The organism is Halorussus amylolyticus, from assembly GCF_004143485.2.
In the GTDB taxonomy this organism is placed as follows: domain Archaea; phylum Halobacteriota; class Halobacteria; order Halobacteriales; family Haladaptataceae; genus Halorussus; species Halorussus amylolyticus.
This window is the reverse complement of the sequence record NZ_RXOB02000022.1, coordinates 16224-29635: the sequence shown is the minus strand read 5'-3', so window position 1 is coordinate 29635 and position 13412 is coordinate 16224. Positions and strand designations below refer to the sequence as shown.

Genomic DNA, 13412 nt, shown 5'->3' with positions numbered 1-13412 from the left:
GACATGGGACTCCGATTCGCGCCGCTCGACGCCGGAACTGGGGTCGAAATCGTCGACCGGATAGAGAACCGCCGGTTCGTCGTTCACACGCCGAGTGAGGTGTCGCCGACGCCCGCCGACACCGCCGAGTTCGCGTACCCGGTGTCGGCCGCCCGCGCTGTCGTGACTCGGGAACTGACCCTGCCGAGAGTCGCCCCGATACCCGTCCGAGACGCCGCGACCGGCGACCAAATACGCGAGGGAAATCCGAGCGACGGCTTCGAACTCGGTCCGGACGAGTATCTGGTCGAACTCGTGGGCACCCCGGTCAAACTCTACCTCCGAGTCGATTCGTCGCTCCGGGTCGGGTGGGGTGACGACTCGACCCGAATCGCGTTCGGCGGGCCGACTCGGGTTCGGGTCGGCGCGCGGTCGTACCACCGGTCGCCAGCCGCGACGATTACGGTCCCCGACGACCCCGAAGCCGCGATGGACGCGATTTCGGCGTTCGGGTCGGCGCTCAAGACACCGACCAGCGAGCGGTCGTGGGCCACGCTCCGGGGCCACCCGCCGCGACTCGAACTCGGCGACGAACTCTCGATTCCCGAAGGTCTCGAACCGCCCGACAGCGGCGTGACGATTCGCGTCCCGCCCGAGTACGAGGCGCTCTACCCGCTCGTGCCGCTGGCGTACTACCTCGGGGCCGAGGTCGTCCCCGGGACGACGCCGCGGCTGACGACCGAATCGGGGTTCACGCACCGACTCGACACACTCCGGGGGTTCGAGGACGAAGTGGCTCGGGTGCTGAAGCAGGTGTTCGTCCTCGACTGCGTCGCGAGACTCGACGGCTACTTTTCGGCGGACCTCCACGAGCGCCATCTGGTCGAATCGAATCCGGCGGTGGACCTCGACTTCGAGGCCCTGCACGACGCCCCGATGGGCGACCGACTCGAAGCGTACCTGTCGGTTCCCCTCGAAGCAGTCGAGGACGCAATCCCCACGTGGGACCGGACCGTCCACGTGCGCCCGTCACCGGAGTGTCTCGAACTCCTGCCGGTCGTGGCGAGCGACCTCTCGGTGGTCCGGGTCGAAGCCCCGACCAGAGCGTCGTCCGCGGGCGCTGGCGCGAGCACGCGACCGACCGCCGACGCTATCGAATCGTTCAAACGCGGCGGAGGTGGGAACGAGACAGGTCGAGAAAGCGACGAAGTCGGAGACGACGCGCTCCGTGGGGTCCCCGACCGGGGCGAGTACGTCCCGCTCCCCGATGGCGATTCAATCGAGAAGGGGTGGGTCGGCGAGGGCACGCCCGTCCACGGCACGAAACTGCTCGCCGACGCCTTCCGCGGTCCCGCGACCCCGACCGACGGCGTGATACAGGTCACTGTGGTCTGCAACAGCGAGGCGATGCGCGACGAGTGGGACGCGGTCTCGAATCTGTACGGCAACCGCGAATTAGTGCCGTTCGACGTGGACTGTGAGTTCGAAGTCACGAGCGCCGAACTCCGCGACCTGCTCGCGGCCGACACCGACCTGTTCCACTTCATCGGCCACATCGACGGCCGAGGGTTCGAGTGCGCGGACGGCATCCTCGACGCCGAGACGCTCGACCGGACGGGCGCGACGGTCGCCCTGCTGAACGCGTGTCGGTCGCACAACCAGGGCCGGGCGCTCGTGGAAGCGGGCGCGAGAGCGTCCATCGTGAGCCTCGGCGACGTCGGAAACGCCGGGGCCGACGAAGTGGGCGAGACGCTTGCGCGGTTGCTCAACTACGGATTTACGGTCGGCGGCGCGCTCTCGATAGTCGAGTCGTACACCGCCATCGGTCACCACTACGTGGCGCTCGGCGACCCCGGCGTGGCGGTCGCTCAGTGCGCGGACGGAAGCCCGCATCTCTACGAGATTTCGGCAGTCGAGGGCGACCTGACGGTGACGCCAATCGGCTACACCACGCGAGCGTATCCGGTGGGGTCGATGAGCTACCCCTTCATTCAGGACGAGGAGACGTACTACCTGTCGGCGGGTCCGGTGGCGTCGTTCGACCTCACCGCGGGTCGGTTTCGGGAGACGTTCGCCGACGAACGCTCGCCGCTGGTGGTCGACGGGGAGTTGGTGTGGAGCGACGAACTGTTCGCCGACGAAATCGAGAATTAGGCCAGCACGTCGGATTCGAGGAGTCGGTCGGCGACGTAGGTCGCGGCGGGCACGTCTTCGCTCTCCTCGAACCGGGCGATTTCCTCGCCGTCGCGTTCGACAATGATGGTCGGGATGAGCGTCACGTCGTACTCGTCGGTTCCCTCGCCGTGCTTGTTCTCGTCCACTTCGTACGTCTCGATTTCGTCATCGGGGACGCCCGCGGCGTCGAGCGCCGCGAAGAAGTCGGGCATGACCGCCCGGCAGTCGCCACACCAGTCGGCACCCCACACTTTGTAGGTCACTTCGCCGATTCCGGATTCGATGGCGCTCACGACTTCGCTGTGGGCCTCGGCGTCCCACGTCTGGCTCGGTCGGGTCGTTTCCATGCCGGGGGCTTGTTCCCGGACGGATTTAACCCCATAGGCTACGGCGAAATCGTCCACGAACTTCGAGTGTCGGGCGCGGAGGCGGGTGGGAGCGCCGGGAGGCAGGAATCCCGGCAGGGAAAAGTCCCGGCAGGTCCTGCCACGGGCCGCCATTCGTTTATATGCTCCGTCCCTATCAGGAGCCAATGAAGGAATCCATCCTCGACGCCGTGGGGTCGCCGCTCGTCCGGGTCACCTCCCCGGAGGGCGCGACCGTCGCGGCGAAGGTCGAGTCGTTCAACCCCGGCGGGTCGGCAAAGGACCGCCCGGCGCGCGAGATGGTGGCCGCGGCCGAGCGCGCGGGCGAGATTTCGCCGGGCGACCGCCTCGTCGAACCCACCAGCGGCAACACCGGCATCGGTCTCGCGGTCGTGGCGGCCGCGCGGGGCTACGACCTCACCATCGTGATGCCCGCCTCGAAGTCGCCCGAGCGCCGCCAACTGCTGAAGGCGTACGGCGCTGAGGTCGAGCTCGTGGACGGGAAGATGACCGACGCCCGCGAGCGCGCCGACGCGCTCGCGGCCGAGACCGGCGCGGTCCAGTTGGGCCAGTTCGAGAATCCCGCGAACGTCGAGGCCCACTACCGAACGACCGGCCCGGAGATTCTCGAACAGGTCGAGGGCCGGGAGATAGACGCCTTCGTCGCGGCGGTCGGCACCGGCGGCACCATCACCGGGACCGGAAAGCGCCTGCTGGAGGAGTTCCCCGAGATGGAGGTCGTCGCGGTCGAACCCGAGGAGAATCCGGTGCTCTCGACGGGCGAGGCGGGCGACGACGACTATCAGGGGATGGGTCCGGGGTTCGTGAGCGACCTGACCGACACCGACCTGCTCGACTCGGTGGAGACGGTCGCGCTGGAGGACGCTGAGGCCGAGGCACGCAGACTCGCCCGCGAGGAAGGGATTCTGGTCGGCCAGTCGTCGGGCGCGGCGTCGGTCGCGGCCCGGCGAGTCGCCGAGCGACTCGCCCAACCCGAACTCAACTGCCCGGAAGTTCCCGAGGAACTCGGCGAACTCGTGGCGTCTGATGGCGGGGTTTCGGACGGCTATGACGACTGCCCGCTCGTGGTGACGGTGTTCCCCGACAGCGGCGAACGCTATCTCTCGACCGGGATGTTCGAGTAGCGCTGTCCGGACCTGCCTTCCCGCAGGAGACGACCCGCGAAAACCCTACTCGCGAAAACCCTACCCTCGGAACTCCGATTGGGTCACGCGCACGACCACCGTGTCGGCCACGTCTCGGAGGTCGTATTCGGGAATCTCGCCGTCGCGCCGCGAGAGGTACATCGGTTCGACCAGTTCCGCGTCGTCGGTCACGCCGTACACTTTGAGGTACTCGCCCGTCTCGGCGGCGTCCACGTCGCCGTCGCGGACCGCTTCGGCGAGGCTTCGGGAGAGCCATTCGGTCTCGCTGACGCTCGGTTCAAGGACGAGCGCGTCGTCGGCGAACCGGACTAGATACCAGTTCAGGTCGTTGCAGAGCGACACCGCGGCCCCGAGGCTGATGGTCTCGACCGCGAGCGAGTTGGCGAACGGCTCCCGGAGGGCGTAGGTCGAGAGCGCCTCGCGGGCGGTTTCGCGAGAGACGAGTTCGGTGCGTAAATCGACGCCCGCCGACCCGACGAGACAGACCCGAGTCACACGTCTGGGGAGGTGCGTGTCCGGTAAAGCGATTTCGTTCCGCGATGCGCGTTCGGTAGCGTGATGTGGGTAGTGGTCAATCGAGCATGCCGATAAAGTGTGACCTGAGGCGCGGGCAACTGCATAATTGCTTCGCTGAGAGCTATCGGCCGACAAAAGCACGTCGTCAACGGAGGCCGCTAGCTTGCACGGTACATATGCGACCGCACAGCACCGCGACCGCCAGCCTCACGCCTCCCCAGCCTCCTGCGTTGCTCGGCCTTCGGCCTGCGCTACTCGTCCCTCGCGCGACGGTGGCGCGAGATGAACTCGCGCCAGCGCGCGCCGGGCGGAAGCGTCACGTCTGCTTGAGAGAGGCTGAAAATGAAGCAGAATTATGCCTCAGATATCTACCAACGTCGCATTCTCGACGGCGTTCTCGGCGCGTTCCATCAGCCCGTCGGGTTCGGCGCGTCCCACGATTTCGGGCGTGGCGTTCGTTTCGGGGTAGTCGGGCGCGATGCGGTTACAGCCCGCCGGAATCGTCGAATCGCGGTAGGTGCCGATTTCTTTGGCGCGCTCGGTGATGGCGGGCTTGTCCATCGTGAGGAGCGGCCGGAAGATGGGGAGGTCGGTCGCTCGACTCGTCGTACCGAGGTTTCGCGAAGTTTGGGAGGACTTCTGACCGATGGCCTCCCCCGTCACGATTCCGGCCGCGCCGACCGATTCGGCGACGTGCTCGGCCACCCGGTACATGAATCGGCGGTAGACCAGCATTCTGGCGGGACCGACCGCCTCGTCGAGCAGGGTCATGGCGTCGCCCGCGGGGATGCACCACGTCCGCGTGTCGAAGTTCGGAGCGAAGTCGGCGAGTCGCCGGACGGTCTCCATCGCGCGCGCTTCGTGGTCGGGACCGCCGAAGTCGCCGAGCTCGAGGTAGACCGGCACGATTGGCGACCCGCGCTTCATCATCTCCCACGCCGCCACGGGCGAGTCGATGCCGCCGCTGACGAGGGCGACGACCTTCGACTGACTCCCGAGCGGCAGGCCGCCGGGGCCGGGTCGCTTCTCCGTGAACACGAACGCCTCCTTCTCGCGGCACTCGACCGAGAAAGTCCGGTCGGGGTCGTCCAAATCGACTTCGGGGTCGGGGAGTTCCTCGAAGACGGCCGCGCCGCCCTCGTTTTCGAGGTCCTTGCTCGTGAACGGGTGGGCGTCGGTCTCGCCCGCGCGCCGGGCGCGCACCGCGAACGACTCGCCCGCGCTCACGTCTCCGTCCTCAACTGCGCGGCGGGCGGTCCGAGCGAGCGCGTCCACGATGGCGTCGCGCTCGGGTGTCACCACGACGGCGGCGCTGGCCGACTGGACGCCGAACGCGTCGGTCGCGGCGTCAGTCGCGGCGTCGACCGTCTCGGCGTCGGCGTGGACGAGCAGGCGCGACCACCGGCGCTCGACCGTCGCGTCGATGTCGCGGTCCTCCAGCAGGGCCGCCACGTTGTCCCGAAGCCGTCGCTCCATCGCGGTCTGGACCGTCCCGCTCTTGACGCCCACGTCGGCGTGACGCACGAGGACCGTATCGGCTCCCGGCGGTGTCATGGTCGTGGGTAGATGCGAGGTGGATAAACGGGCTTCGATTGTGACGCGAAACTGTAGTGGTTTGTGGGGTCAGCGGTGTATGTATTGGAGAGAATGAGATTCTGAGTGAGAGAGAACAGGATAGTGAGTGATGGCTAGCTACTCCCGGTACATATGAGACCGCACAACACCGCACCCGTAGGCCTCACACCTCCCCAGCCTCTTGCGGTCCTCGGCCGTCGGCCTGCGGTCCTCATCCCTCGCGCGAATGATGGTGCGGCCACAAACCGCGTGACCGCACCAGCGCGCGCCGAGGTGGAATCTCCGGCCCTGCCGAATCGGCGGGTGAACTCAGAACGTGCTGAGTTCGCCGTCGATGACGCGCTCGGTGATGGAGGTCACGTCGGCGAGTTCGCGGTCCACGATGGCGACCACGTCGTCCTCGATGTCGGAGATAGCCACGCCGTCCTCGGTCACGACCTCGGCGTCGGCGACGTGGGGTTCGTCGATGGGGCGGCCGATTTGGCTGAGGAGTCGAATCCGGAGGTCTCGAATCCCGTCGACTTCGTCGACGACTCGCTCGGCGGTTTCGGTGCTGAGGAGGTTGTAAATCTTCCCGATGTGGTTGACGGGGTTCTTGCCCGACGTCGCTTCCATCGACATCGAGCGATTGGGTGTGATGAGACCGTTCGAGCGGTTTCCGCGCCCGACCGAACCGTCGTCGCCCATCTCGGCGCTCGTGCCGGTGGTCGTGAGGTAGATGCTCTCCTCGGTCTGGCCCTCGGTGTCGGCGGTGTTGACGTACACCGTCACGTCGCGGTCGGTGTACTCGGCCGCGACCGTTCGAACGAACTCGCGGACGGCTTCGACCTCGGCGTCGTAGTCGCCGCGGTCGGAGATGTAGCGGTCTATCATCGCGGCCGCGACCGTGATGTCGATGCTGTCGCCCTCGCGCTTGCCCATAATCTTCACGTCGGGACCGAGCGCGGGGTGGTCGGCGGCGAACTCGCCGTTGAGGCGGCGTTCGGCGTTCAACACGATTTGCTCGGTTTCGGTAAGCGGGGCGTGCCCCACGCCGAAACTCGTGTCGTTCGCCATCGGGACGGTCGCACCCTCCTCGCCGAAGACCTCCTTTAGGTCGCCGCTCCCCTCGCCCAACTTCACGTCCACGACGATGTCGGTGCCGAATTCGAGTTCGGGGAAGTGTTCGCCGAGATAGTCGCGGGCGGCTTCGAGCGCGATGGTGCCGGTCGGAATCGTCTGGCCCTCGTACTCCTTGGTCGCGCGCCCGACGATGAGGAGGTAGATGGGTTCTATCATCTCGCCGCCGCCGAACTCGGGATTCGACCGGCCCGCGACGAGCTGGGTCTCGTCGGTGTTGTAGTGGAGGACCTTCCCGATTCGGTCGAGGTAGGCCTGGGCCAGCGCCCGCGAGACGCTCTCTGCGATGCCGTCGCTGATGGAGTCGGGGTGTCCGAGACCCTTTCGCTCCACGATTTCTATCTCCTGGTCCTCGACCGCTGGCCGGTCGATGGGTTCGACGCGAATGTTCCGTTCGGTCATTGTTTATTCGTTCCCGGTGCTGGATTCTATAACTTGCGAAAAGAGATACACTGCGAGTAATTACTGACAGTTATGGGTCGGGGGGGGGGGTTCGCGCCGTCGGTCATTCAGTTCCGTCCGACTCCTCGGCCAGCAGGAGACCGAGGTACGAGGTCCGAATCTGGTCGCCGGGGTCGAGGTCGAGGTCGCGCAGGACCGCGAACGCGCCCTCGCGCGCGTTCGCGACCGACTCCCCGGCAGTCTCGGCCTCTGATCCCCCCTCGGCTTCAGTCTCAACCTCCACGAACTCGCCGAGTCCCGCCACCGAGTCGAGGGTGACGGTGTAGCCGTTGAGCGCGAACCGCTGGCGCTCCTTCTCGACGGTTGCGGCGGCCTCGAAGCCGAGCGCGTCGAGTATGTCGGCCGCCGTATCGGCGTCGCCGACCGCGGTTTCGACCTCTCGGCGGGTCTTCGACTCGGCTTCCACGAGCGGGCCTTTGTAGGTGAGTCGGGTGACGGTCTCGCCGCTGTCGGCGTCGGTCTCCTCGCGCACCCGGAGGGCCTCGTCGGTCTCGGCGAAGTCGCGGTGCGGGGCGTCGTAGTAAATGTCGGACTGCATCACGCGGTTCACGGGGTCTGCGCCGAGGTCGGCGAGACGCGCTCGGACGTCGTCGTGGTCGGCGCGGACCTTCACTTCGACTTCGTACATCGACTCGTGGTTCGGGGCGCGGGGGTTTCGTGGTTGCGCTTTCGAGACTTCGACTCGCGGCCCGAATTCTCGGCGGCGCTACGCGCCATCGAGTCTAGAAGAAAATCGCGGTGAGAGGCGACGCCGCGCGCCGTGGACTCCGAGGAGTCCGAAGCGGACGATTATCCGCTCGAAAGCGCGTCCTGAACGACGGAGCTGTACGACGATTCGCCGATGTTGAAGCTGATTTGGTCGTACACTTCGCCGTCGAACTCGTCCTCGAACACTTCGCTGAACCGCTCAGAGAGCTGCTGACCGTAGTCGTTGTTGACGTACAGCACCGCCGCGGTCTCGGCTTCGAGTCGCTCGGCGGCGACCTGCGCCATGACCCGACCCTGCAACTGGTCGCTCGGTGCGGTCCGGAAGATGTAGCCGTCATCTTCGAGGTTCGTGACCGAGAGCGCGGTACTGGACGGCGAACAGCCGACGACCTCGTTCGGAATCAGCGCCTCCTCGCAGACGGGAACGTTGACGCCCGACGACGCCGTGCCACAGATTGCCGGGACGCCCGAACTGATGAGCGACTCGGCACCGCTGACACCCTGGTCTGGCGAGGTGTTCGTGTCCTCGAACTGGGCGTTGACCTCGATGTCGAGGTCCGAATCGTTGACCTGCTGTGCTGGCAGTTCCGCCGCCCGAATCATGGGCTGGCCGGTCGAAGCGAGGTCGCCCGTCTCCGGCAGGAGAATCCCGAGATCCACTTCCCGCCCAGTGCCGCCGGGCGACTCGTCGGCCATGTCGCCCGACCCGTCGGGGTTCTCGCCCTCGAAGGTCTGGGTCTCGTCTATCTCGACCGACTCGGCGTCCTGGCCGCCGAACTCCCAGATGGAGTACGCCGCGGACGCGGGGTCGCCGTTCTCGTCGAAGTTCACGGCGCTCGACGCGCCCTGATAGTTGATGTTGTCGCCGTTCGCGACCGCTTCGACCGCGTCTACGAGTTGGTCGGGACCGTACTCGTCGCCGTCCGGATTCGCGATTCGGCGGAGTTGGTCTCTGATGGCCTCGCCGCTGTTCTCGCCCGCGGCGACGTTGGCGAGGATGAGCGCGGCCGCCGAGTCGTACGACTGGGACGTGAACACGCCGGGGCTGGAGTCGTACGCGTCTTCGAACAGCGATTCGAACGCTTCCTGATTCGGGCCGCCCGCCGCGGGTGCGGTACCCGTGACGTTCTCCATGTCGTTGCCGACCTGCCCGGGGAGCGAGGCGTCCTGCAGGCCGTCGGGGATGAGGATGTCCTCGGAGCCGTCGGACTCGCTGTAATAGTCGCGGAAAAGCTGAATCCCGCTCTCGGGGTACCCGATGACCGTCAGCATGTCGGGGCCGCTGTCGCCGCCACCGCCGCCACCGCCACCGTTCATACAGCCAGCGAGGCCGACTGCGCCAGCAACGCCGACACCTTTCAACACGTCACGCCGTCTCGTATGGTATGACATATCCCCTCATATTGGGCCATATGTTATAAGTATATCCCTGTCCGAGTGTTTGGGTTGGCGACTTGGAGCCAAGATTCCGTCGATACTTATATCGGAAAAAGTGTAATTCTCCGATGCTCGGTGGTTCATGCCGTCGAACGACTGCGCTCATCCCACGAATCGCTCGACTGACACGAGATGCGCGAACGCTGCGCGCGGTCTCGACGAAAGACGCTCTCGCACCGAGCGCGCTTGGTCGCGCGCTTCGTGTGCGACGATTCACTCGAAGGCGAATACGGATTTTTTCGACGGCTCGACACATATATGCGTCCCGCTGTTGCAGGAACACACATGCCGATTCAGACCCTTGACGACCTCGCCGTCCAAGGGACAACGCTTGGAGTGCGTATCGACATCAACAGTCCGCTGACCGACGACGGGGGCCTCGCCGACGACGCCCGACTCCGCGCCCACGTCGATACCCTCTCGGAGCTACTCGAACGCGGCGGCCGGGTCGCGGTGCTCGCCCATCAGGGCCGACCGGGGGGCGACCAGTTTGAGGGTCTCGGACCGCACGCCGAGCGCCTCGGCGAACTCCTCGGCGCGCCGGTCGAATACGTCGATGCCACCTTCTCGGCCGACGCGCGCCGAGCGGTCGAGCGCCTCGACGACGGCCAGGCGGTCGTGCTGGAGAACACCCGCTTCTACAGCGAGGAGTACATGGAGTTTTCGCCCGAGCGAGCCGGGGCCACCCAGCTCGTAGACCGCCTCGTTCCGGTTCTCGACGCCTACGTCAACGACGCGTTCGCGGCCGCCCACCGGTCCCAACCCTCGCTCGTCGGCTTTCCCGCCAGACTACCGGGGTACGCGGGCCGCGTCATGGAGCGCGAACTCGACGTGCTCGGCGACATCGAGGGCACGCCCGAACCCCGGACCTACGTCGTCGGCGGTGCGAAGGTGCCCGACTCGATGGCGGTCGTCGAGAGCGTCCTCGAACGCGGACTTGCCGACACGGTGCTAACGACCGGCGTGGTCGCCAACGTCTTCTTGCTCGCCGAGGGCGTGGACCTCGGCGACGCCTCCGCCGACTTCGTGTACGAGCAGGGCTACTGGGACGAAATCGACCGCGCGGCCGACCTGCTCGTCGAGTACGGCGAGCGGATTCGGCTTCCCGAGGACGTGGCGGTCGAGCGCGACGGCGACCGCCACGAACTCGCGCTCGCCGACCTCCCGCCTGGAGACGGCGAGGCCGCGATGGACGTCGGCGGGGCGACGGTCGCGGCCTATGGCGAGGTGATTTCCGGACGGGGAACCGTGATTCTCAACGGCCCGGCCGGAGTGTTCGAGGACGACACCTTCGCCGACGGCACCCGCGACCTGTTCACGACCGCGACCGAAGCCGAGTACAGCATCGTCGGCGGCGGCGACACCGCGGCCGCGATTCGACGGTTCGGAATCGAGGGGTTCGACCACGTGAGCACCGGCGGCGGCGCGGCGCTCGCCATGCTGACCGGCGACGACCTCCCGGCGGTTGAGGTCCTGCGGGACTGAGATGGTCGGCGTCGAAGCCGCGACCCTCGCGGACGCGGACGAGGTCGCGGACCTCTGGGTCGCGCTGGCCGAGGGCCAGCGCGCGTTCGAGTCCCACCTCCTCGCCGACCCCAACCGCGAGACGGTCCGGAACGCGGTCGCTCGGCGGGCGGTCGCCGACGAACTGCTGGTCGCACGCGGGGACGAGTCGATTGCGGGGTTCGTGACGTTCGGTCTCGAATCGGGGGCGTACGAACAGGACACTACCAGGGGTCTCGTCCAGAACATCTACGTCGTGCCCGACCGCAGGGGCAAGGGAATCGGGTCGGCGCTGCTCGCGGCGGCTGAGGAGTCGCTGACCGACGCGGGGGCCGAGGTAGTCGCGCTCGACGTGATGGCCGACAACGCCGACGCCCGGCGATTCTACCGGCGACACGACTATCGTCCGCACCGAACCGAGATGGAAAAACGGTCCGAAAACGATACGCTCACAAAGGAGTAGCGAAAACGGACGCATGCGCCAGGGGAGCTTGGGCGGTTCAAGCACCCGACTTGTAATCGGGAGTTCGTGGGTTCAAATCCCACCCCTGGCTTCGGACTCGATTTTCGCCAGTCCGCCGTCGGTCACCGTCCGTACTCCTCGTCGGCGAGTCGCGCCAGCAGGGCCGCAGTCGTCCGAACTCCGCTCTCGAAACACCACAGCGCGAGGTTCTCGTCGGGCGAGTGATTGTCCTCGTCGCTGTTGGCGTAGGGAACGACGACCACCGGCGCGTCGAGGTGGTCGGCGAACACCGCGGTCGGGAGCGACCCGCCGAGCGTGGGCTTCAGTATAGGGTCGTCGTCCCACCCGTCTGCGACCGCCGCCAGCACCGGCTCGCGGACCGGGTGGTCGAGTGGCGTGCGCTGAGGGTCCATCGTGCCGTGTTTCGTGACCTCGACTGAGAGCGCGTCGGAGGCGTGAGTCTCGACGTGGTCGCGGAACTTCTCGAAGATATCGTCGGGGTCCTGGTCGGCGACGAGTCGCATGTCCATCTTGACCTGCGCTTTCGAGGGGAGGATGGTCTTCGTCCCCTCGCCGCCGTAGCCGCTGGTGAATCCCGCGACGTTGAGCGTGGGGTAGTAGAGCAGTTTTTCGAGATAGGAGTCGCCGGGACCGTCGGCGAAGCCGCCGATTTCGAGTTCGTCCATCACGGCGTCGGCGTCGAACGGCATCGCCTCGAGCGCCTCGCGGTCGAGGTCGGTGATGGGTCGCACGTCGTCGTAGAAGCCCTCGATGGTGACGCGACCCGACTCGTCTTTCATCGAGGAGAGGAGCCGAACGCACTCCCACGCCGGGTTCGGGACCGGGCCGCCGAAGTTGCCCGAGTGGAGGTCGCGGTTCGGACCCGTCACGTCGAGTTGGACGTAGAGCATCCCGCGTGCGCCCATCAGGACGTGGGGCCGCCCCGAGGCGTCGATGGGACCGTCGGCGACGTACGCGAGGTCGGCGGCGAGTTCGTCGGCGTGCTCGGAGACGACGGCTTCGAGGTTCGGACTCCCGTTTTCCTCCTCGCCTTCGAGCAGGAGCGTGACGTTCATCGGCAGGCCGGTCGTCTCCCGGAGCGCCCGAACCGCACAGAGGTGGGCGAACCACTGGCCCTTGTTGTCGCCCGCGCCGCGGGCGTAGATGCGGTCGCGGCCGTCGGGTCCGGGACGAATCGTCGGTTCGAACGGCGGGGTGGTCCACTCGTCGGGGTCCACCGGCTGAACGTCGTAGTGGCCGTAGAGGAGGATGGTCGGCTTCTCGTCGGCCCCCTCGTCGGCGTCGGCGTGCGCGATAATCGCGGGCTGGCCGTCGGTCTCGACGGTTTGGGTCGAGTCGAAGCCGTAGGTCTCACAGAGGCGTTCGGCGAGGTCGGTACACTCGCCGACTCCCTCGCCGGTCGTGCTGATGGACGGCTGTTCGAGGAGTTCGAACAGGTCGTCGAGGAAGTCGTCTCGGTGGTCGCGAACGTAGTCTGTCGCGGCGTCGGTGGTCACGGTTGGTGTAAACACGGCGAGTGCGCGCATCAAGCTTCCCGAACCGGAAACCTAGGGTTTCGGGTTAATCGTCTCGGTCACCAATCGGTCAACTCATCCGGTCCATCTCGTCGAGGAATACGTGCCTTACCACTACAGCCACGGTGCTGTGGACGCTTCTTCTACATCGTCCTCGTCCGGAACAGGACACTCTGCCAATTCAAGAGCCTCGGCAAGGTTCATCAGAGCTTCAGATTTGGTCTTCCCCTGACTCGCAATTCCCGAGTCCTCGTCTTTGGCGACGTACCAGTCGTCGCTCTTGGTGACGACAATAGTCTCTCTATCGGGATTACGATATTGAACTCCCATACCACTATTCTTCATCGGCATTACGATAGATTTTCCGTCTACTGGAACGTCCCGATATTCGAAAAGTCGTCGCCGCCGC

Annotated in this window: 12 protein-coding genes and 1 tRNA gene; 5 read left to right on the top strand and 8 right to left on the bottom strand. The window is 66.4% G+C overall.

What is annotated here, in order from left to right; all coding sequences use genetic code 11:
• Positions 1-3: 3 nt before the first annotated feature.
• A complete protein-coding gene (locus EKH81_RS16310) occupies positions 4-2133 on the top strand; it encodes a CHAT domain-containing protein (protein WP_132060381.1) in 2130 nt (709 codons plus the stop codon).
• Here EKH81_RS16310 and EKH81_RS16305 read toward each other — a convergent pair.
• Positions 2130-2501: a thioredoxin family protein gene (locus tag EKH81_RS16305; RefSeq protein WP_132060379.1), complete on the bottom strand. Its 372-nt coding sequence runs from the start codon at positions 2499-2501 to the stop codon at positions 2130-2132. The two genes, EKH81_RS16310 and EKH81_RS16305, sit on opposite strands and share 4 nt — an antisense overlap.
• Before the next feature lie 185 nt (positions 2502-2686).
• On the opposite strand from EKH81_RS16305, the gene EKH81_RS16300 reads away from it, so the two are divergent.
• The gene (locus EKH81_RS16300) at positions 2687-3664 is read left to right on the top strand and encodes a PLP-dependent cysteine synthase family protein (protein WP_132060377.1); all 978 of its coding nucleotides are present in this window, start codon (positions 2687-2689) and stop codon (positions 3662-3664) included.
• 60 nt (positions 3665-3724) lie between these two features.
• Here the strand turns inward: EKH81_RS16300 and EKH81_RS16295 are convergent, their stop codons facing one another.
• From EKH81_RS16295 to EKH81_RS16275, 5 genes are all read right to left on the bottom strand, one after another.
• A complete protein-coding gene (locus EKH81_RS16295; RefSeq protein ID WP_132060375.1) occupies positions 3725-4180 on the bottom strand; it encodes a DUF5804 family protein in 456 nt (151 codons plus the stop codon).
• Positions 4181-4561: 381 nt separating this feature from the next.
• Positions 4562-5755: a tRNA sulfurtransferase gene (locus tag EKH81_RS16290; protein WP_132060373.1), complete on the bottom strand. Its 1194-nt coding sequence runs from the start codon at positions 5753-5755 to the stop codon at positions 4562-4564.
• A 330-nt stretch (positions 5756-6085) separates the two neighbouring features.
• Complete coding sequence (locus EKH81_RS16285; protein ID WP_132060372.1) at positions 6086-7297, bottom strand: methionine adenosyltransferase; 1212 nt, start codon at positions 7295-7297, stop codon at positions 6086-6088.
• Positions 7298-7400: 103 nt separating this feature from the next.
• Complete coding sequence (gene cyaB / locus EKH81_RS16280) at positions 7401-7985, bottom strand: class IV adenylate cyclase (RefSeq protein ID WP_132060370.1); 585 nt, start codon at positions 7983-7985, stop codon at positions 7401-7403.
• A 161-nt stretch (positions 7986-8146) separates the two neighbouring features.
• Positions 8147-9457 (bottom strand): ABC transporter substrate-binding protein, encoded by a 1311-nt coding sequence (locus EKH81_RS16275; RefSeq protein ID WP_132060368.1) that lies wholly within the window; start codon positions 9455-9457, stop codon positions 8147-8149.
• A gap of 330 nt (positions 9458-9787) precedes the next feature.
• Here EKH81_RS16275 and EKH81_RS16270 point away from each other — a divergent pair, with 330 nt between their 5' ends.
• The 3 genes from EKH81_RS16270 to EKH81_RS16260 all read left to right on the top strand — a co-directional run bounded on the left by EKH81_RS16270 (position 9788) and on the right by EKH81_RS16260 (position 11559).
• A complete protein-coding gene (locus EKH81_RS16270) occupies positions 9788-10987 on the top strand; it encodes a phosphoglycerate kinase (RefSeq protein WP_132060366.1) in 1200 nt (399 codons plus the stop codon).
• A gap of 1 nt (position 10988) precedes the next feature.
• Positions 10989-11468, top strand: coding sequence for a GNAT family N-acetyltransferase (locus EKH81_RS16265; RefSeq protein ID WP_132060364.1), 480 nt, complete (start codon positions 10989-10991; stop codon positions 11466-11468).
• Positions 11469-11485: 17 nt separating this feature from the next.
• Positions 11486-11559, top strand: a tRNA-Thr gene (locus EKH81_RS16260).
• 31 nt (positions 11560-11590) lie between these two features.
• Here EKH81_RS16260 and EKH81_RS16255 read toward each other — a convergent pair.
• Positions 11591-12985, bottom strand: coding sequence for a M20/M25/M40 family metallo-hydrolase (locus EKH81_RS16255; RefSeq protein WP_238392219.1), 1395 nt, complete (start codon positions 12983-12985; stop codon positions 11591-11593).
• 132 nt (positions 12986-13117) lie between these two features.
• Complete coding sequence (locus EKH81_RS16250) at positions 13118-13333, bottom strand: type II toxin-antitoxin system HicB family antitoxin (RefSeq protein WP_132060360.1); 216 nt, start codon at positions 13331-13333, stop codon at positions 13118-13120.
• Between the last annotated feature and the right edge of the window lie 79 nt (positions 13334-13412).